Origin of the sequence: Pseudacidobacterium ailaaui, assembly GCF_000688455.1 — a bacterium.
Lineage (GTDB): Bacteria > Acidobacteriota > Terriglobia > Terriglobales > Acidobacteriaceae > Pseudacidobacterium > Pseudacidobacterium ailaaui.
This window is the reverse complement of sequence record NZ_JIAL01000001.1, coordinates 2072900-2091574: the sequence shown is the minus strand read 5'-3', so window position 1 is coordinate 2091574 and position 18675 is coordinate 2072900. Positions and strand designations below refer to the sequence as shown.

Annotated in this window: 17 protein-coding genes; 2 read left to right on the top strand and 15 right to left on the bottom strand. The window is 58.6% G+C overall.

Annotation, left to right across the window (positions count from 1 at the left end):
* Positions 1–94: 94 nt before the first annotated feature.
* The 5 genes from N655_RS19850 to N655_RS0109230 all read right to left on the bottom strand — a co-directional run bounded on the left by N655_RS19850 (position 95) and on the right by N655_RS0109230 (position 9133).
* Positions 95–1309 (bottom strand): LssY C-terminal domain-containing protein, encoded by a 1215-nt coding sequence (locus tag N655_RS19850; RefSeq protein WP_049961355.1) that lies wholly within the window; start codon positions 1307–1309, stop codon positions 95–97.
* Between the two features lie 87 nt (positions 1310–1396).
* The gene (locus N655_RS0109245; protein WP_026442757.1) at positions 1397–2854 is read right to left on the bottom strand and encodes an efflux transporter outer membrane subunit; all 1458 of its coding nucleotides are present in this window, start codon (positions 2852–2854) and stop codon (positions 1397–1399) included.
* 35 nt (positions 2855–2889) lie between these two features.
* Positions 2890–4068, bottom strand: coding sequence for an efflux RND transporter periplasmic adaptor subunit (locus N655_RS18200; RefSeq protein ID WP_044934333.1), 1179 nt, complete (start codon positions 4066–4068; stop codon positions 2890–2892).
* Complete coding sequence (locus N655_RS0109235) at positions 4061–7333, bottom strand: efflux RND transporter permease subunit (protein ID WP_026442756.1); 3273 nt, start codon at positions 7331–7333, stop codon at positions 4061–4063. Before N655_RS0109235 ends, N655_RS18200 begins: the two co-directional genes overlap by 8 nt.
* A 357-nt stretch (positions 7334–7690) precedes the next feature.
* The gene (locus tag N655_RS0109230; RefSeq protein ID WP_026442755.1) at positions 7691–9133 is read right to left on the bottom strand and encodes a UbiA family prenyltransferase; all 1443 of its coding nucleotides are present in this window, start codon (positions 9131–9133) and stop codon (positions 7691–7693) included.
* 245 nt (positions 9134–9378) lie between these two features.
* Here N655_RS0109230 and N655_RS19845 point away from each other — a divergent pair, with 245 nt between their 5' ends.
* Entirely contained in the window at positions 9379–9720 is a 342-nt protein-coding gene (locus N655_RS19845) for a hypothetical protein (RefSeq protein ID WP_049961354.1), read from the top strand.
* A 57-nt stretch (positions 9721–9777) separates the two neighbouring features.
* On the opposite strand, the gene N655_RS0109220 is transcribed toward N655_RS19845, so the two are convergent.
* From N655_RS0109220 to cysK, 3 genes are all read right to left on the bottom strand, one after another.
* The gene (locus N655_RS0109220; RefSeq protein ID WP_026442754.1) at positions 9778–10443 is read right to left on the bottom strand and encodes a Dph6-related ATP pyrophosphatase; all 666 of its coding nucleotides are present in this window, start codon (positions 10441–10443) and stop codon (positions 9778–9780) included.
* Positions 10440–11594 carry a trans-sulfuration enzyme family protein gene (locus N655_RS0109215; protein WP_026442753.1) on the bottom strand — a complete coding sequence of 385 codons (1155 nt, stop codon included), beginning with the start codon at positions 11592–11594 and terminating at the stop codon, positions 10440–10442. The genes N655_RS0109220 and N655_RS0109215 overlap by 4 nt, the downstream gene beginning before the upstream one ends.
* 127 nt (positions 11595–11721) lie before the next feature.
* Positions 11722–12675 carry a cysteine synthase A gene (cysK, locus tag N655_RS0109210; protein WP_044934331.1) on the bottom strand — a complete coding sequence of 318 codons (954 nt, stop codon included), beginning with the start codon at positions 12673–12675 and terminating at the stop codon, positions 11722–11724.
* 206 nt (positions 12676–12881) lie between these two features.
* Between cysK and N655_RS0109205 the strand changes: the two genes are divergently transcribed.
* A complete protein-coding gene (locus tag N655_RS0109205; protein WP_026442751.1) occupies positions 12882–14540 on the top strand; it encodes a GGDEF domain-containing protein in 1659 nt (552 codons plus the stop codon).
* Positions 14541–14632: 92 nt separating this feature from the next.
* Here the strand turns inward: N655_RS0109205 and rplQ are convergent, their stop codons facing one another.
* From rplQ to infA, 7 genes are all read right to left on the bottom strand, one after another.
* A complete protein-coding gene (gene rplQ / locus N655_RS0109200; RefSeq protein WP_026442750.1) occupies positions 14633–15106 on the bottom strand; it encodes a 50S ribosomal protein L17 in 474 nt (157 codons plus the stop codon).
* 84 nt (positions 15107–15190) lie between these two features.
* On the bottom strand, positions 15191–16285 hold the full coding sequence (locus N655_RS0109195) for a DNA-directed RNA polymerase subunit alpha (protein ID WP_026442749.1): 1095 nt from the start codon (positions 16283–16285) through the stop codon (positions 15191–15193).
* A gap of 149 nt (positions 16286–16434) precedes the next feature.
* Positions 16435–17064 carry a 30S ribosomal protein S4 gene (gene rpsD, locus N655_RS0109190; protein ID WP_026442748.1) on the bottom strand — a complete coding sequence of 210 codons (630 nt, stop codon included), beginning with the start codon at positions 17062–17064 and terminating at the stop codon, positions 16435–16437.
* A gap of 180 nt (positions 17065–17244) precedes the next feature.
* Positions 17245–17661: a 30S ribosomal protein S11 gene (rpsK, locus tag N655_RS0109185; RefSeq protein WP_026442747.1), complete on the bottom strand. Its 417-nt coding sequence runs from the start codon at positions 17659–17661 to the stop codon at positions 17245–17247.
* A complete protein-coding gene (rpsM, locus tag N655_RS0109180) occupies positions 17661–18047 on the bottom strand; it encodes a 30S ribosomal protein S13 (protein WP_026442746.1) in 387 nt (128 codons plus the stop codon). The genes rpsK and rpsM overlap by 1 nt, the downstream gene beginning before the upstream one ends.
* 201 nt (positions 18048–18248) lie before the next feature.
* Complete coding sequence (gene rpmJ, locus N655_RS20295; protein WP_081823653.1) at positions 18249–18362, bottom strand: 50S ribosomal protein L36; 114 nt, start codon at positions 18360–18362, stop codon at positions 18249–18251.
* Positions 18363–18448: 86 nt separating this feature from the next.
* Positions 18449–18667: a translation initiation factor IF-1 gene (gene infA, locus N655_RS0109175; RefSeq protein WP_026442745.1), complete on the bottom strand. Its 219-nt coding sequence runs from the start codon at positions 18665–18667 to the stop codon at positions 18449–18451.
* Positions 18668–18675: the final 8 nt, after the last annotated feature.

The following is an 18675-nucleotide window of genomic DNA, read 5'->3' as shown; positions in this document are numbered from 1 at the left end:
GACAGGGAGCTGTGAACTGGGGGCCGTACCAGATCTCTGAAAAATCGGAAAGAAAGGGCGATGACTCGCAAGAGAAGTCGCCCTTTCGCTTTTTTCAGCGCAGCATCATGACCACGATGCGGCCGTCGGAATGGAAGCTGCCGCCGGTGGCCGTGCGTGCTTCCTTCAGCGGATCGGAGGGGGTGACGTAGGCGGCGCCAGCCAATACTCCGGCAGCGGCAAAACTCTGCTGGATGAAGTCGCGCTCAGCATCAATATTCGGGTCAATATGGTGCGTGATGCCGCCGTTGCGCTGGTCTTTCTCAAAGCCATGATCGTGGGTCGCCGAGCCAACCCAGAGGGGCCTGCCATCCACAGTTTCTGTACTCTGCCAGACGCGGAGGTGGTGGCGGTCGGCAGCGACAGCAATCGGATCCGCACGGGCATAGGAGAGGTCCTGCGGGCGTCCGAAGAGGTAAAGGGTGCTCATCGGCATTTGCAGATATGCCTCATGCGAAAGGGTGGCCAGAAGACCGTGCAAAATGGCGTCCTGTGTGGTCTTGTCCACGGCGGTCCATCCAGCGGCCTGAAAGGCCTTTTGTACCTGGTCTTTGGTTCCGATGATGGCAAAGTTCACCATGTCGCCGGGGTGGCCCTGCTCATCCTGCACGCGGCGCGGAATCTGGCTGAAGAGGTCCGGGGAGAGAAGCTGCCCCAGGTCCACGGAAGCGGCGGGAGTGGCGGCCGCCTGTGATTTCGAGAGTTTGATTTTGACCGAATAGCTTCCGTCGGCGGAAAGGTCGCTGCTGAGATTTGCGCTGAGATAGAGCTTCCCGCTCATCGTGACGTCCATCTGTTTGCGCGCGCCGATGAGAAAAGGCACAGAGGCCGCATTGCTGCTGATGCGTCCGATGAGAGCGCCGGCATTCGCGCTGTTGAGAGGAAATTGCCGCAAGAGGTCCTTCCAGCCGCGGGCCACGCCATCGGGTGCTGAAGAGCGCTGATCCGAGAGCGTGAGGGTGCCGGAAGCAGAAAAGTCCAGATGGTCACCGGGTACGACCTCGACGCCGGTGTCCATCCAGTCTCCGGGCTGCACGGTGAATGTGTAGGAGCTTTTGCGGGAGGAAAGCGCCTGGGTATCCAGAGGACGTGCCTGTATGAGCTCGATCCCGGGCCGCACCTGGACCGTGGCAGGGGCCGTGGCGGGAGCGGTTTGGCCCTCAGGTGATTCAAAGACGCGGACCGGCGTACTTGGCTGCTGTGCGAAGACAGAGGGCAAAAGAGACAGGACCAGAAGGGAAGACAGCCGAAGCGTGAAAAGTGGCCGCATGGATTTCTACCTTAATGGACGAAGGAGCAGAGAAGAAAGTCATTCCGTCCCGTCCAGGCCGTTCATAACAGCCTGGACGGAAAGCGCTTATGGATTCGGAAGCTGGGAGGTGTTCCAGCCTCCGCCGAGGGCCTTAATCAGTTGCGCACTGGCGGCAAACTGGCGCGTGGTGATGTCGGCCTGGGTACGCTGATTCGCCAGAAGTGCAGCCTGCGCGGTGATGACTTCCAGATAATCTACCAGCCCCTGCTTGTAGCGACGAGTGCTGAGTTCCAGGGAGCGCTGGGCGGCCTGAACAGCGGCGGCCTGAGTCGCGGCCTCCTGATTGAGGATGCGCAGGGCGGCAAGATTGTCTTCAACTTCCTGGAAGGCATTGAGGACACTCTGACGGTAATTGGCGACAGTGACCTCATAGTTGGCGCGTGCCTCTTCTGTAAGCGCATGGCGACGGCCCGCATCAAAGAGGAGTTCGGAAGCTGAGGCGCCCAGAGACCAGAGCGCACTGGGACCCTGGATCCAGGTGCCCGGACTGCGGCTCTCAAAGCCTCCGGCTCCGGAGAGGGTGATGGTTGGATAGTAGGCAGAGATGGCAATGCCAATCTGCGCATTGGCGGCATCGGCACGGCGTTCAGCCGCGGCGATATCCGGGCGGCGCTCCAGCAGCTCCGAGGGCACAATCAGAGGCACTTGTGGAAGCGTTCGATCCAGGGGTAACGGAGGCAGGCTGAAGCTGGATGCGGTCTGCCCGATGAGGGTGGCGATGGCATGCTCATACTGTGCGCGGGCCACCCCTACGTCGATGTCCTGTGCGCGGGTGGTTTCCAGCTGCGTCCGGGCCAGGGCAACATCCGCCTCTGTGGCGACGCCTCCCTGGAAGCGGATCTGGGTGAGCTTGAGATAGTCTTCGTAGGAAGCAACGGTGTGATCGAGCAACTGCTTTTGCAGGTCGAGGCCGCGCATCTCAAAGTAATCGAGCGCCAGCTCAGAGCGGAGGCTCAACTCCACATTGGCAAGATCGGCGGCAGAGGCCTGGGCCGTGGCGCGCGCCGATTCCACGCTGCGCCGGACCTGTCCCCAGAGGTCTGGCTCCCAGCTTGCCTGGCCGGAAAGCGCGAAATCGTTGTACTGGCTGACAGCGCCTGGGACCGCGGTAGGACGGTTGCTGGAAAGGTGTTGCCGGGTGATGGATGGTCCGGCGCTGAGAGTGGGGAAATAACTGGCGCGATAGGTCTGCACCGCGGCACGAGCAGCAAAATACTGCTCCATGGCGGCACGGAGCGTCTGGTTGGAGACGGCTACTTTCTCTTCCAGAGCATTCAGTTGCGGGTCGTTGTAGATCTCCCACCACTTGCCGCGCAAAGACTGGTCATTGGGCTGCGCCTGTTTCCATCCTCCATTGGGGATACCCGGGGGCGGCACGGCCTCCTTAAACGCCGGAGGCGGAGGCGCAAGCGGAGCAGGACGCTTATAGTTCGGTCCGACGGTGCACCCGGCCAGAGGAAGAAGAACGGCCGTGAGCCAAGCTGCCAGGCTGCCTGGACGCAAGGACAACTTTTGGAAAGACCAGCAAGGCCCCATGCCTACTCGCCTCCGCTCTTTTGCTGCTGACCGGGCTGCACGATGCGGACCGGCTCACCATCCACAATGGAATCGGGCGGGTCCTGGATGACCTGGTCCTCGGGATGCAGTCCAGCTGTGACTTCGACGACGCGGCCATCGTCACGGCCAATGGTAATGGGCACCAGTCGGGCCTTATTGTCCTGCACAATGGCCACGCGCAGTCCTTCTGAACGGAAGAGCAGAGCGGGCACGGGAACGATGAGGGAGCGGACGGGGCTTTGCAGCTTGAAGTGGACCTGCGCGTAGGCCCCAGGGACCAGGTCCCCGCTGCGATTGTCCACATCTACTTCAACGAGCAGCGTGCGGGAGGTGGGATCAATGGCCTTGGCAGTACGCACGATCCTTCCCTGGAAGGTACGGCCAGGATACTCCACAAACGTGAGGTCGGCCGTAACCCCTGGTTTGCAGGCCAGCGAGTAGAGCTGGGGCACGTTCACATAGACGCGAAGGATGTGTTCATCGGAAAGATGAAAGAGCTCCTTGTTGGCGCCTGCATCAATGAGCTGGCCAATGTCCACGCCACGCGCGGTCACTACACCGTCAAATGGGGCATAGATTTTTTCAAAGGAGACCAACTGCTCAAGGCGCTGAACATTGGCGAGTGCCGATTTGACCTGGGTATTGGTGGCAGCGGCCTGGGTGGTAAAGTTTTCCGTGTCCTGACGGGAAACGGCATTGCTCTTCACCAGGTCCTGATAGCGCGAAGCCGTCATCTGGGCATATTTTGCATTGGCCTCGGCCGTAAGCAGGTCGGCCCTGGCCTGCGCCAGCTGCTGGTCGACTTCCGGGCTTTCGATTTCCGCCAGAAGCTGGCCTTTTCGCACGTGCGCGCCGATGTCAAAATACCACTTGCGCAGATAGCCGCTGGTGCGCGCATAGATGGGGGAATCCACGTAGGCAAAGATATTGCCGGGCAGCACGACCTCCTCAGAAGGCGCACCCAACTGGGGAGCGGCCACCAAGACCGTGGGCGCGGCCAGCTCACTGGTCTGCTGGCGCAATTCTTTGCGGTCACGCAGGCGAGGAAGAATGCCCGCAATGGCGATACCGACCGCGACAGCAAGAAACACAAACAGCAGGATGCCCGCTTTGCCTCGGGAAAGAGGCCGTGCCTGCTGCTCTTGCGACGTGTTACTCATAGTGCTTTCCTTCCGCTGTCTTTTGTTTTTTGCGCCTCCGGCCCTCCAGCCAGCCATGAATGGCGCTGAAGAAGGTGGGCACGAAGAACAGGGTTGAAACGGTTGCGAACAGGAGTCCCCCGATCACAGCACGTCCCAGAGGGGCGTTCTGCTCACCGCCATCGCCTAGCCCCAGGGCCATGGGTCCCATACCGATAATCATGGCCAGGGCCGTCATGATGACGGGACGGAAGCGGGTGAAACCAGCAGCCAGCGCAGCGGCCGGAGCGTCCCCGACATTCTCTTCCAGACGCTCACGAGCAAAGCTGATGACCAGGATGGAGTTGGATGTGGCCACCCCCATACACATGATGGCCCCGGTGAGCGCCGGTACGCTGATGCGCGTATGCGTGATGAAAAGAAACCAGACGATGCCGGACAGCGCGGCAGGCAGGGCCGAGATAACAATCAGCGGGTCCAGCCAGGACTGGAAGTTGACCACAATCAGCAGGTACACCAGCAGAATGGAGAAGACCAGGCCACCGAGAAGCCCGATAAAAGAACTGCGCATGGTCTGGACCTGACCACGCACAATCACCTGCGATCCGCGGGGCAGCTTGCTTTTCATCTGAGCAATGATCTGCTCGATCTGCTTATTGACGCTGGCAAGATCGCTGTTGACGACGTTGCCATAGATATCAATGACAGGGGCAATGTTGTAGTGTGATTCGGTCCCCAACTCTGAACCCGGGGTAATGTCAGCCAGGTTGCCCAGAATCTGTATCGGCTTTGCCCCCATCGGGGACGGAGTGGCCACGGGCGGACTGCCGGCCCCGTTACTCTGCGCCGTCTGCGCAGTGGTGCTGTCGGCTCCGTTGGGAGTAATCGGGATATTGCGCAGGTCCTGCATCGTGTCCAGAGTGTACTGCGGGGCCTGGACGGCGATGCTGTAGCTGACGCCCGTCTTGGGGTTCAGCCAGAAATTGGGCGAAGTCTGGAAGCTTCCACTGGTGGCCACCAGCAGGCTCTGGGCCACGTTGGACTGGGTGAGGCCGATCTGCCCGGCCTTGGTGCGGTCCACATCAACATTCAGATTGGGATTATTGAAGGGCTGCTGGATGCGCATGTCTGCGGTGCCGGGAACATATTTGATGCGGTTCAGCATCTGCTCGGCGAAGGCGCGATTGCCCTGCAGGTCCGGCCCAACGATCTGGATATCAATCGGCGCTGGCAGGCCGAAGTTGAGGATCTGGGTGACCATGTCCGTGGGCAGCTCATAAAAAATGACCCCGGGAAAGCGTTCGGCCAGAACAGCGCGAAGCTTCTGCACATACGCATCAGTGGGATGATGATGTTCGGCCAGAGAGACCTGGATGTCGGCGTCGGCAGGGCCGATGGTGGCAGAGTTGCTGTAGGTGGTGTTGATGCCGCTGTAGGGCAGTCCAATGTTATCAATGATGGTGACCAGCTCGTCCTTGGGAATGACTTCGCGGATCGTGCGGTCCACCTCATCGCAGAGCCGGGCTGTTTCCTCAATCCGGGTGCCGGTGTGGGCGCGAAGGTGGATTTTGAACTGCCCCGCATCGACTTTGGGGAAGAAGTCCTGCCCCAGGAACGGGAAAAGCAGGGCCGCCGAGGCAAGAGCAAAGAGGAGGAATCCGGCCAGGAACAGTCCGGCATGCGCCACGCACATCTGCAGAATTGCATAGTAGCCGTGACGGAATTTCTCAAAGCCGCGCTCAAAGGCCATCTGAAACCGGACAAAGGGGTTTCTGCTGTTCTGACGGCGCTCCATCTCGTCATCATCATGCTCACGCAGCAGATACTTGGCCATCGTGGGAACGACGGTGCGGGAGAGCAGATAAGAGGCCAGCATGGCAAAGATGACGGCTTCTGCCAGCGGCACGAAAAGATACCGCGCCACGCCGGTGAGAAAGAACATCGGAACAAAGACGATACAGATGGAGATGGTCGCCACAAAGGCGGGAAGGGCAATCTGCGCGGCACCATCGAGGATGGCCTGCTCGATGGCCTTCCCCTGCTCCAGGTTCCGGTTGATGTTCTCAATCTCGACCGTAGCATCGTCGACCAGGATGCCGACCGCCAGCGCCAGTCCTCCCAGCGTCATGATGTTAATCGTTTCACCCAGGGCGCTTAAAACGATGATCGAGGTAAGGATGGAGAGCGGGATGGAGACGGCAATAATCAGCGTGCTTCGCCAACTGCCCAGAAAGACCAGGATCATGATGGCCGTCAGGCAGGCAGCAATCAGCGCCTCCCGGACGACCCCGCTGATGGCAGCGCGCACAAAAATGGACTGGTCGGCGAGCGGAACAATCCTGAGCTGAGGGGGAAGCTGTGACTTGATGATGGGAATCTTGGCCCGGATGCCCTTGACGATGTCCAGGGTGGAAGCATCGCCGGTCTTAATGATGCTCAAAAGCGAGGAGCGCTGGCCGTCCACACGGACAATGTTGGTCTGGGGAGGAAAGCCATCGCGAACATGGGCAACGTCGCGGATATATACGATGCCACCGTTGACGGCGCGGATGGGAAGATCATTCAGCTCCTGCACGGTTTTCGGGGCGCTGTTGGTCTCCACCTGATATTCAAACATCCCGATTTTGGTAGTACCGGAGGGAAGAATCAGGTTCTGATTGGCGATGGTGCTGGTGATGTCCGCAGGGGAGAGCCCTTTTGCCTGAAGCTTCTGCGCATCAATGTCCACCTGGATCTGCCGCTGCTTGCCGCCATACGGATACGGGATTCCGGCACCATCCACAGTGACCAGCTGGGTCCGGATGAAGTTCAATGCATAGTCATTCAGTTGCTGCTCGGAAAGCCCTTCGCCAGAAATGCCGAGCTGGAGAATGGGAACACTGGAAGCGCTGTATTGCAGGATGAGCGGAGGAGTGGTGCCCTGCGGCAACTGGCGCAACTGTGTCTGACCGATGGCAGTGACCTGGGCCACGGCCATGGCGATGTTGACTTTAGGCTGAAAGTAGATCTTGATGATGCCCATTCCATTGAGCGATTGCGATTCGATGTGCTCAATGTCATTGACCGTGGTCGTCAGCGTGCGCTCGCTCTGGTAGACGATGCGCTGGGCCATCTGTTCTGGAGAAAGTCCGGTGTAGTTCCAGACCATGGCCACCACAGGGATATCAATATTGGGAAAGATGTCCGTGGGTGTGCGCAGAATGGCCACCGGACCCAGAATCATCAAGAGCAGGGCAAAGACAGCAAATGTATAAGGCCGTCGCAGCGCGAGGCGAACAATCCACATAGTCCCTTCATCTCTCCTGCGGCCCGCCAGTACGGGTGTGCAAACACCCTACCGTCCCGAGGCGCTAAGACTCTGGTCCGGCTGGCAGCCTGTGCACAACCTCAACTTCGCCGCTGTCAGCTTTTCCGGACCTGATCATCTCTTCAAAAAAGTAGATAGTAATCCTCTTGAATGAAAACCTACTCGAAACTATGACATTGCATTGGCCCGAGCCGGCCCAGACGGTCAAACAACCTTCCATTCTAAATGGAGACGGCCGACATCAAAGAAAGGCCGAACCATTCAGCCTTGCAGGACTATAAAACTTTTAGATGCGGGCGAACCCGGGTCGATTCAAAAATAAGTGGTCTGACCACATCAGAGCGCAGCCATGACGGCAATGAGCAGCACGGCGAGGCCAATCAGCAGGCTCATCCGGTCAGTGAGCGCAAAGATCACGGGGTCTTCATGCATTTCCCCGCGCGAGGCCAGCAGCCAGACGCGGCTGATCCAGAACAGAAGCAGAGGCAGAATCCACCACATGCGCGCCGGATGCCGGTACAGGGAGGCCACTTTGCTTCCATTGATGTAGAGGGCAAAAACGACCAGCGCGGCGTATCCGCTGGATGTGCCAAAGCTGCGCAACTGGAAGGCATCCGAGACCAGATAGCCGCGTCCATGGGCGATGCTGCGGCCCTGCTCGCGCAGATTTTCGAGCTCACTGAATCGTTTGACCAGGGCAAGACTGAAAAAGAAAAATACGGAGAAGGCAGCCAGCCATGCGGAAACGGGAGTCTCTGTTGCCGCGCCGCCCGCCACCAGACGCAGCGTATAAAGCCCGGCAAGCAGCACGACATCCACCAGTGCGACCCGCTTGAGCGCAAGCGAATAACCCAGGGTGGCCATCAGATACAGGGCAAGCCATGCAGCAAATGCCCCCGGAAGCAGCCGCGCAGCCGAGAGAAAAGAAGCCAGTAAAAGGACCATGGCGATGACAATGCCGGTAGAGGCCTGGAGGTCCCCGGCCGCAAAGGGGCGATAGCGTTTGGTGGCATGGTGCCGGTCGGCTTCCAGGTCCAGCAGATCATTGATGATGTAGCTGGCCGAAGCGCAGCAACAGAAGCATGTGAAGGCAAGCAGCGCGCGGAATACCAGGACCGGATGCAGGGTATGCGCCAGCAGAAGCGGAACAATCACGAGAACATTTTTGGCCCACTGATGGGGGCGGAGGGCGCGGAACAAAGCGCTTGCCAAGGATGGCCGGTCGCGAAACACCCGGCCCACACGAATATTGCGCGAACGCAGGCGGGCAGCAAGTCCGGGATGCGGGTTGGCCAGCATGGCCTCGCCGGCATGGCTGAGGACGGGAAGGTCTGACCAGGCATTCCCCACGTAATCAAACCCATCTTGGGCAAACTGCTGGCGCAGTCGGGCAAGTTTCCGGACCCCTGTGAGGTTCGTATGCCCGTCACTGGCGAGCACCCCGTGAAAGAGCGGAAGATAGGCCGTGATTTGGTCCGCGAGCCTGCCGTCGGCACCCGTGACAAGAAAAATGCTGCGTCCCCGGCCATGTTCCTGTTCAAGAAATGCGAGCAGCGGCCGGTTGTAGGGCAGGCGGGAAGCATCCAGAGAGACATATCGGCTGACCTGGGCCTTGAGCGCCGCTTTCCCTTTGAAGGCCCAGCCGAAGGCCCGCAGAAAAAGCAAAGGATGCGTCCGAAGAAGCAGTAACAAAGAATCGGCCAGAGTGTCACTTTTGACCAGGGTCCCGTCCAAATCCACGCAGAGAGGGCGTGAAGGGGCGACCGTCTGGGGTTGCAACTGTGTGGACAGAATACGGCTCCTGATGGTTTGTTTGCTTTTCTTCCAGTCTAATTTCCGCAGAATTTTTGTATACAGGATTTGCCTGGCGCGATGCAGACAGGAGCGCAAAAGATGCTGTCCCAAAATTTTGTTTTGTGGACCATCGATGGGAAAAATACGCAGCTTGTTTGAAAACCGAATCTCCGCAACTTCTTTGAAAATCGTCTGTCTTATCCCTATGCAGGAAGATGAGGAGGTTGAAGATGAAACGAATTGCTGGTACATGGATCCTGGCTGTGGCCTTTGTTCTGTTTTCAGATGTTCAGACACAGGCACAGGTAGGTATCTCAGTGCAGATAGGCGCTCCGGTGGTTGCGGTTCCGGCATATGCTCCTCCCTGCCCTGGGCCCGGGTATCTCTGGGTACCGGGATATGATGCAGGCGCGGTCTGGGTGCCCGGACACTGGGTCTACCGCGGCCATTGGGTACCGCGCTATGACCGTCCTTATGGCGATGACCGAGAGGACCGAGGCTGGTATCCGCATGACCACGGCCATCATTATGGCTGGTACAAACACCATGACGATGATGACTGGGACAGGTAGGTCCCGTCTCACCGTATGCCCATCCTTCTCTGCCCTACAGAGAAGGATGGGGCAGGATCAGCGGTCCAGGACCACATCTGCGAACACAAACCCCTCTCTCTCGACGACTTCTCCAGTCCCTATTTTGATTTCCTTCTGAAAGAACGGTCCGGCATAGACGCAGGTATGGAATTCGCCGTTTTCTCCGCAAGGGTCAACATCGGCAGGAAGATCGCGAAGCAACGCGGCATCATAATCACGCCCGGCATAACGGCGGGGCAGCTTGCGTGGGTCGAGGCAGACGACGCGGGCCCTGAGGCCGGCAGAAACCATGGCTTCAGCCAGTTGATGTGTATTTTCGCCCCACAGAGGAAATATCGGCGTCAGACCTGTGCCGGCAAGCCGCTCTTCCCGATAGCGGCGGACGTCTTCAAGAAATAGGTCGCCAAAGGCCATGACTTCGATGCCTTCGGACACGGCCCTGGCACAGGCATTTTGCATGGCCAGTTCGTATTGCTCGTTCGAGCAGGGCCAGGGCAGCGGAACCGTCCAGAGAGGCAGACCGGCCGCCGCGGCCTGGGCCTCAAGAACGGCGCGGCGGGTACTGTGCATGGCCACGCGGTCGAATGCGGCGTTCAGCGTGGTGAGCAGGCCGACGGCTTGATACTCCCTTGACTGCCGCAGGACATGCAGCGTCCAGGCACTGTCCTTGCCGCTGCTCCAGGAGATGAGGGCCTTCTTCACAGCTTTGCCAGGGCCTGGTCCAGGTCGGCAATCAGATCGTCTGCATCTTCAATTCCGACGGAAAGACGCACAAGGCCATCGGTAATGCCCAGTCTGGCGCGCATTGCAGCCCCAGTGGCGGCGTGGGTCATGGTTGCAGGGTGGGAGATCAGGGTCTCCACCCCGCCAAGGGATTCGCCCAGGATGCACAGGCGCACACTGCGGAGCAATTCCTTGGCTGCCTCAAAGGACTCCAGCTCAAAGGACATCATGGAGCCAAATCCATACGACTGGCGTTTGGCCAGCTCATGCTGCGGATGCTGAGGCAGTCCGGGATAGAAGACCTTTTTTACCTTTTTGTGCTGCGCCAGAAAGGCGGCGACTTTGCGTCCGTTCTCATCGTGCTGCTTCATCCGCACGGCCAGGGTCTTGACTCCGCGGAGGACCAGCCAGCACTCGAAGGGAGAGAGAATTCCCCCCGTAGACTTCTGCACGAAACCAAACTTCTCCTTATGCTCAGGACGGGTGCCCACCAGGACCCCTCCCAGCCCATCACTGTGCCCATTGAGGAACTTGGTCGTTGAGTGCATTACGATATCGGCGCCAAGCTCAATCGGCCGCTGCAAAAAGGGCGACATGAAGGTGTTGTCGACGCTCATGTCGATGCCGTGCTCATGGCAGATGTCCGCAACGGCCCGGATATCGGTCAGAGTCATCAGCGGATTGGTGGGCGTTTCAATGTGCACGAGCTTTGTCGTGGGACGAATGGCGCGGCGCACATTCTCAGGGTCGGAGGTGTCCACATAAGTGAATTCAATCCCGTAGTTGACGACAATCTGGTTGAAAAGCCGGGTAGTGCCGCCATAGACATTTTCTCCACAAACAACATGGTCTCCGGTGCGGAGCAGAGTCACCAGCGCCATGATGGCAGCCATGCCGCTACCGAAGACACACGCATTCGCTCCGCCTTCGAGAGACGCCAGGCTGGCCTCCAAAGCATCGCGTGTGGGATTGCCGGCCCGGGAGTAGTCCCAGCCTTTATGCTTGCCGACCTCCTCCTGCGCGTAGGTGGAAGTGAGATAGAGTGGTACGTTGACGGCCCCGGTCTGAGGATCGGGTGCCTGTCCATCGTGAACGGCCCGTGTAGAAAATCCAAAATTCCGTTTTGTCATTGTAGGTTGCGTTTCCTTTGGACGCCTGATTCCCGCTGTCTCTTCCCGCTGCGGGGAATGATAGGCCAGCCCTTCTCCCATTTAAACACCGCACATCCGGGGCGAGAGAGGCCGGAATCCAGAATGGTTAAACGTCAAATATCTTTTTGGAAAGATAGCGCTCGGCCGAATCCGGCACGATGGTGATCACGCGCTTGCCCGGACCCATCCGACGCGCCACATGAAGAGCAGCATGGACGTTTGCTCCCGCGCTTGATCCTGCAAGCACGCCCTCTTCTGCGGCCAGCCGCCTTACCATGGCGAATGCCTCTGCATCCATGACACGGACAATTTCGTCGGCAACACTACGGTCAAAGGTCTTTGGCACAAATGAGACCCCGATTCCTTCTACTTTATGGGGGCCTGGTTCGCCGCCCTGCAGGACGGAGCCTTCCGTTTCGACCGCAACGGTATAGATTTCAGGGTCCTTCTCTTTGAGATAGCGCGCAATCCCGGAGAACGTGCCCCCGGTGCCGACGCCAGCAACAAAGGCATCAATCCGGCCCTCCATCTGCTCCCAAAGTTCGCGGGCAGTTGTTTCGTAGTGAAAGCGCGGGTTGGCTTCATTCTCAAACTGCAGGGCAGGAAAGACGTCCGGATGGGAGCGGGCCAGGGCCAGGGCCTGACGGATGGCCCCACTCATCCCTTCAGCCTCCGGGGTACGGACCACCGTCGCACCAAATCCGCGCATGAGCATACATTTTTCTTCCGCGTATCCTTCAGGGACAAACAAGATGACCTTATACCCGCGATTTACACCCACCAGCGCCAGGCCTACGCCGGTGTTTCCGGCCGTTGCCTCAACAATGGTGGCCCCGGGTTTGAGGACGCCGCGGGCCTCAGCATCGAGAATCATCCCCAGCGCGGCGCGGTCTTTGACGCTGCCGCCTGGATTGAGAAACTCCAGTTTGGCAAAAAGGTCGGCGGTTTCCGGTGTGGCCATGCGGCGCAGGCGCAGGACGGGAGTCTGCCCCATGAGCTTTGTAATGTCATCGGCAACACGTAAGGGACCGGCGGACGGAAGAGATGCGGATTTGGCCATAAGGAAAACGTTCCAGTGTAACACCGGGTACAAAGAGGCCTTTGCCTCCCAGACTGAAATCGGGCCCGGACACACTTCCCGATTCGGCCCTTGCGTCCGATGGAAACGGCCAAATTTCCTGTATTGGCCTGCGTCAGGTGCTATAAACTTGTGCCAGGATTGATTGGACCTTGCAACGTCTCCCCTTTTCCTCGAAAGGACGGACCATGATCCTGCTCATTCTGGGAGCAGTGGGGGCCATTCTTTTCCTGTGCGCGGCAGCGTTAATTGCCTATCTTACCTCCAAGCATCTTCTGGCTGCGCGCGACTGGGAAGAGCATTCGCATGAAGTGCTCTCAGTACTGCAGGGAAATGCACAACGTCTGGACCGGGTGGAGTTGCTGAGCAGGCTGTATTTCGCCACAAAAGATGAGTCAAACCTGCATGGTGCACAGGCCGCCGCCGGGCTGCTGGAGGCGGGAACCGGCCACCTGGAAGACCTGGTGGCGGACAATCCGGCCCAAACTGCGCGCGCCCGGGAGCTGCATCGCTGTACGGAAGATCTGAAAAAGCTTGTTGAAGACCTGCCAGCCGACCCGAGTGAGGCACAAAGCAAGGCTGAAGAGGACCAATTGTTGAGTTGCCGGGACTCCATGGTCCGGATGCAGGCGGATGAAAACACCCTGCTGCGACAAAGGAGAGACGACTTCCAGCGGGGAGCGTATCGTAGTCTGAGCGCGGGAGCGGTGCTGCTTTTGGTTTCTCTGGTTGTGGTCCTGATGCTTTTTCTGCTGCTCATCCGCGATGCTTTGCAGCGCTTACGGTACGAAGCGGAAATTTCCGAGACCAATGCACGGTTGTCTGCAACCATACGGCTGATGGAACAAAGTGCCCGCGAAGCAGGCCTTCTGGCTTCCGCGCGGGAAGAGCTGCAACTCTGCACCAATCTGACGCAAGCCTATCAGGTGGCCGTGCGCTGGTGTTCTCAGCTTCTGCCCTCGGCGAAAATTGCCCTGCTGATGATCAATAATTCCCGGCAACTGGTAGAGGTGGCTGCAACTTCAGGAGAAACCGGCCATATCCTAGAAGGTTTTCCACCCAACGCCTGTTGCGGACTGCGCAGCGGACAAGACCGCTGGCGGCGTCATGCCCATTCACAAATCGAATGCGAGCACTTTGCCGGCCCACCCCCGAAGAGCTATCTCTGTATGCCGCTGGCGGCACATGGAGACACGCTGGGCGTCCTTTATGTCGAACCTGTCTCCGAGGACTACGAGGGCCTGATGGAGTCCCGCATGGAGGCGCTCAAAAGTATCGCCAAGGTCTCGGCGCTCTACTTCGCCAGCCTCGCCCTGCGCGCCAGACTGGAACACCAGTCGGTGCGCGATGGGCTGACCAATCTTTTCAACCGTCATTTCATGGAAATCTCGCTGGACCGGGAGATCCGCCGGGCCGCAAGGAGCCGGACCGAACTGGCCGTCCTGATGATTGATGTGGACCACTTCAAACACTTTAATGACACCTATGGGCACGATGCCGGAGATTACGTGCTGCGGGAAACAGCGGAGATCTTCCGGAACTCGGTCCGTGCGGAGGACATTATCTGCCGCTATGGGGGCGAGGAGTTTGTCATTATTCTTCCGGAAACCGGGGCCGAAGCGGCCCGGGAACGTGCGGAACAGATCCGCCGGCGGGTCCAGAACCAGCAACTGCGCTTCCGAGGAGAGAACCTGCGGGAGACTACCGTCTCGATTGGCATTGCGATCTACCCCGAAAATGGCACCTCTCTGGTCGACCTGCTAAGGAATGCAGACCGTGCCCTGTATACGGCCAAACACCGGGGGCGGAACTGCGTCATTGCATCGCTTGCAACCGTATCGGTCTAGAACAAGCCTGTCAGCAACCATCAAGCAGAACAAAAAACGCGCCCTTTTTTGAGGGCGCGTTGGGTGTGGACCTTCCGGAAGGAAGGAGATGTTTATGCCTGCTCGCCGCCTTCGGACTGCTGCTGCTCGGCCTCCATGGCCTTTTGCAGCTCTTCGCGGCGCTTCTGGCGGGCTTCGGCGCGCTTCTGGCGCTTTTCATCGAGAACGGCTTCAGCGCCGAGAAGCTCGATGAAGGCCTTTTCTGCACCATCACCCCGCTGGAAGCCACGGCGGACAATGCGCAGATAGCCACCGTTACGGTCGCCGTAGCGAGGAGCCACAGTGTCAAAAAGACGCGTCACCGCGTCGCGGGTCTGGAGATAAGCGAGGGCCTGACGCCGTGCGTGCAGGTCTCCCTTCTTGCCCAGAGTAATGAGTCTTTCGACGTGTGGACGCACGGCCTTCGCCTTGGCTACGGTGGTCTCTACACGGTCTTCGAGAATGACGGACGTAGCCAGGTTGCGCAGAAGGGCGCGGCGATGGCTGGTATTGCGTCCGAGTTTAAATCCTGCATTGCGATGGCGCATGGCTGTCTCTCTAAATCCAGTGATTCGTTCTGAGAGTTTGTCCCCGGCCCTTAAAAGGCAGACCGGGGGCAAACGATAAAACTACTAAAAGTTTTCGGGTTCGGACTGGAGCGGAATGTCCGCCTCGTCCAGCCCTTCTTCTTCGTCAAAGCGGTTGTAGCGGCTGGCGGCAAGCTGTGCGGAAGGCAACACACTGGTTGGTCCCGGTACTGCGTTCCCGTGCTCGTCAATCTTCATACCAAGGGAAAGTCCCATCTGAGCCAGGATTTCCTTGATCTCATTCAGAGATTTGCGGCCGAAGTTCTTGGTCTTCAGCATTTCGGCCTCGGTCTTCTGCACCAGCTCGCCGATGGTCTGGATATTGGCGTTCTTCAGGCAGTTGTAGCTGCGCACGCTCAGCTCCAGCTCTTCAACCGAGCGGTTCAGATTGTCATTCCGCAACTGCACGCGGCCCTCTTCGGCCTGCTGCTCGGCCTCGATCTCTTCCTCAAAGTTGATGAAGATGCTCATGTGGTCCTTGAGCAGCTTGGCTGCAAGGCCGATGGCATCGGCGGGAAGGACAGTGCCGTTCGTCCAGACTTCCAGGGTGAGCTTGTCGTAATCCGTAATCTGGCCGAGACGCGCCGCATCCACGGTAAAGTTGACCTTGCGCACAGGAGAGTGGACCGAGTCGACCGGGATAAATCCAATGCCAAGGTCGGAGTCAAAGTTTTTGTCGGCAGAGACATAGCCGCGCCCACGCTTCAGGCGCATTTCCATGTCCAGCTTGCCGCCTTCGCTCACCGTCGCGATGTAGATATCTTTATCGAGGATTTCCACGTCGCCGTCGGCCTCAATCATGCCTGAAGTAACGACCCCGGGCTGGTCGGCGCGCAGATAAAGCGCCTTCGGGCCTTCGCCGTTGAGCTTGAAGGGAATCTGCTTCAGGTTCAGAATGATGTCGGTCGCATCCTCGACGACTCCGGTAATGGACTGGAACTCGTGCAGGACGCCTTCAATTTTGACGGCGGTAACGGCTGCGCCTTCAATCGAGGAAAGCAGGGTCCGGCGCAGAGCATTGCCAATGGTGGTCCCGAAGCCCCGCTCAAAAGGCTGGGCGCTGAACTTCCCATAGGTGTTGGTCAGGGTGTCTGTATCCACCGCCAACCGTTTCGGCTTTTGAAATCCTCTCCAAAGCATATCGTTTCGCTTCTTCCTGACGTGACCTGCGAAGCACTCTGCAATGTCTACGTCTGTTTTCTCTCCTTCAAGAGTGTTTGTTTCAGTCGTTTGTCCCCGATGGATGAGGCTGCTTCCAGCAGAGACGAACGCACAAGGTCCTGTTACTTTTACTTGCTATACAACTCCACAATCAACTGTTCATTGACCGGCAGCTGAATGTCTTCCCGTTTGGGCAGGGCCAGTACTTTTCCGGAAAGGTTGGCGTGGTCGACCGAGAGCCAAGCCGGAGCAGGCTGATGGCTGGCAAACTCACGCGAGGTTTCCACCACTGTCAGCTTCTGGCTGTTGGGGCGCACCTTGATTTCGTCACCCACGTTTACCTGAAATGACGGAATATTCACCTTGCGGCCATTGACCTCGATGTGCCCGTGACGGACAAGCTGGCGGGCCTGACGGCGCGAAGCAGCAAAACCAAGACGGAAGGCAACATTGTCCAGACGACGCTCCAACTGCTGCAAAAGCAGTTCGCCGGTGACGCCCTGGGAGCGGGCGGCCTTCTCATAGTACTTACGGAACTGTCCCTCAAGCGTGAAGTAGATCCGCTTGGCCTTCTGCTTTTCACGAAGCTGGAGGCCGTAGCCTACGACCTTCGCCTTGCGGTCACGGCCATGCTGGCCGGGGGCGAAATTGCGCTTTTCAATCGGACACTTGTCTGAAGTGCACTTGGTGCCCTTCAGAAAAAGTTTCATGCCTTCGCGGCGGCAAAGGCGGCAAACTGCACCGGTATAACGTGCCAATTCTTTTCTCCTTCCATTTCGGGGCCGACTGGTTTACGCGCTGGCAGGCGCTTCGTCCCAGTCCACAGGCCGCGATCGGCATTTGCCTGGATCGCCTGCCTGCTGGTTTGCAGGCATGAGGATGTTTTGTCCCCATGCCCGGATTTTATCGTAGCTGCAGGGTCCGCAGCGTTGATCTGCTTACACTCTGCGGCGCTTGGGCGGACGGCAGCCGTTGTGCGGAATCGGGGTGACGTCGCGGATGGAGCGCACCTCAATTCCTGCTGCTGCCAACGCACGAATGGCCGATTCCCGGCCAGAACCGGGGCCGGCAACGCGCACATCGGCCGCACGGAGGCCGTGTTCCCGGGCCTGATTGGCCGCGTTGATGGCCGCCTGCTGGGCCGCAAACGGCGTGCCCTTACGCGACCCTCGAAAACCCAGCGAACCGGAGCTCTTCCAGGAGAGCGTATTGCCCTGCTGGTCGGTAATGGTAACGATGGTATTGTTGAACGAAGCCTGAATGTGCACCACACCATAGGGCACATTCTTGCGTTCGCGCTTCTTGAATTTCTTGTTCTTGGCGGCCTTTCCGGCGCCCTGCTGTGCTTTTGCCATTAGGTCTTCGCCGTCGCTTTCTTCTTGTTCGCTATCGTGCCCTTACGCGGCCCCTTACGGGTGCGGGCATTGGTATGTGTGCGCTGTCCGCGCACCGGGAGGCTGCGGCGGTGCCGCAGTCCGCGATAGGACTGAATGTCAATCAACCGCTTGATGTGCATCGCGACATCTTTGCGCAGGTCGCCTTCGACCGCGCCTTCGTCTTCGATGACCTGGCGGATGCGGTTGACCTCGTCTTCGCCGAGGTCCTGGATTTTCTTGAACGGATCCACGTTCGCCTTTTCCAGAATTCTCAGCGCGCGAGGGTTCCCGATGCCGTAGATGTAAGTGAGCGCGATCCTGGCCTGCTTTTGGCGGGGCAGATCAACGCCTGCAATACGTGCCATGGTTCCCTTCTTTAAGAAATGCTCCCGACTGCTCCGGAGCAGTTATGCCGCCCTCTTCGAGCACGGCAGTGGTTCCAGGCATGAATGGACCATGGGGTTCATCGCAAGCCTTTCCCGGCTAACTAGCCCCACCACTTCCTGGTCCTGCCTGGCGTTTGCCTCCAGCCCTCAGCTTTCCCTGGCTGGGAGGCGTATTTCCCTTCAACCCTGGCGCTGCTTGTGCTTTGAGTTTTCGCAAATCACGCGCACGACGCCACGGCGATGAATAATCTTGCACTTGTCACAAATCTTCTTTACGGATGCACGAACCTTCATAAATCCAGCTCCCAGCTCTCAGTACTTGGCCTGATTTTCTTCCTGCCGCCTGCTCCGGCCAATGGCCAGAAGCCCACGGCCTCAAGCTATTTATATCGATAGACAATACGCCCACGCGTCAGGTCGTAGGGGCTCAACTCTACCGCCACCCTGTCTCCGGGAAGGATGCGAATAAAGTTTTTTCTCATGCGGCCGGAGACATGCGCCAGAACCTGATGCTTGTTTTCAAGCTCCACCTTGAACATCGCATTGGGCAACGTCTCAAGGACGGTTGCCATGACCTCAATCGCGTCTTCCTTGGACAATCCTTAAT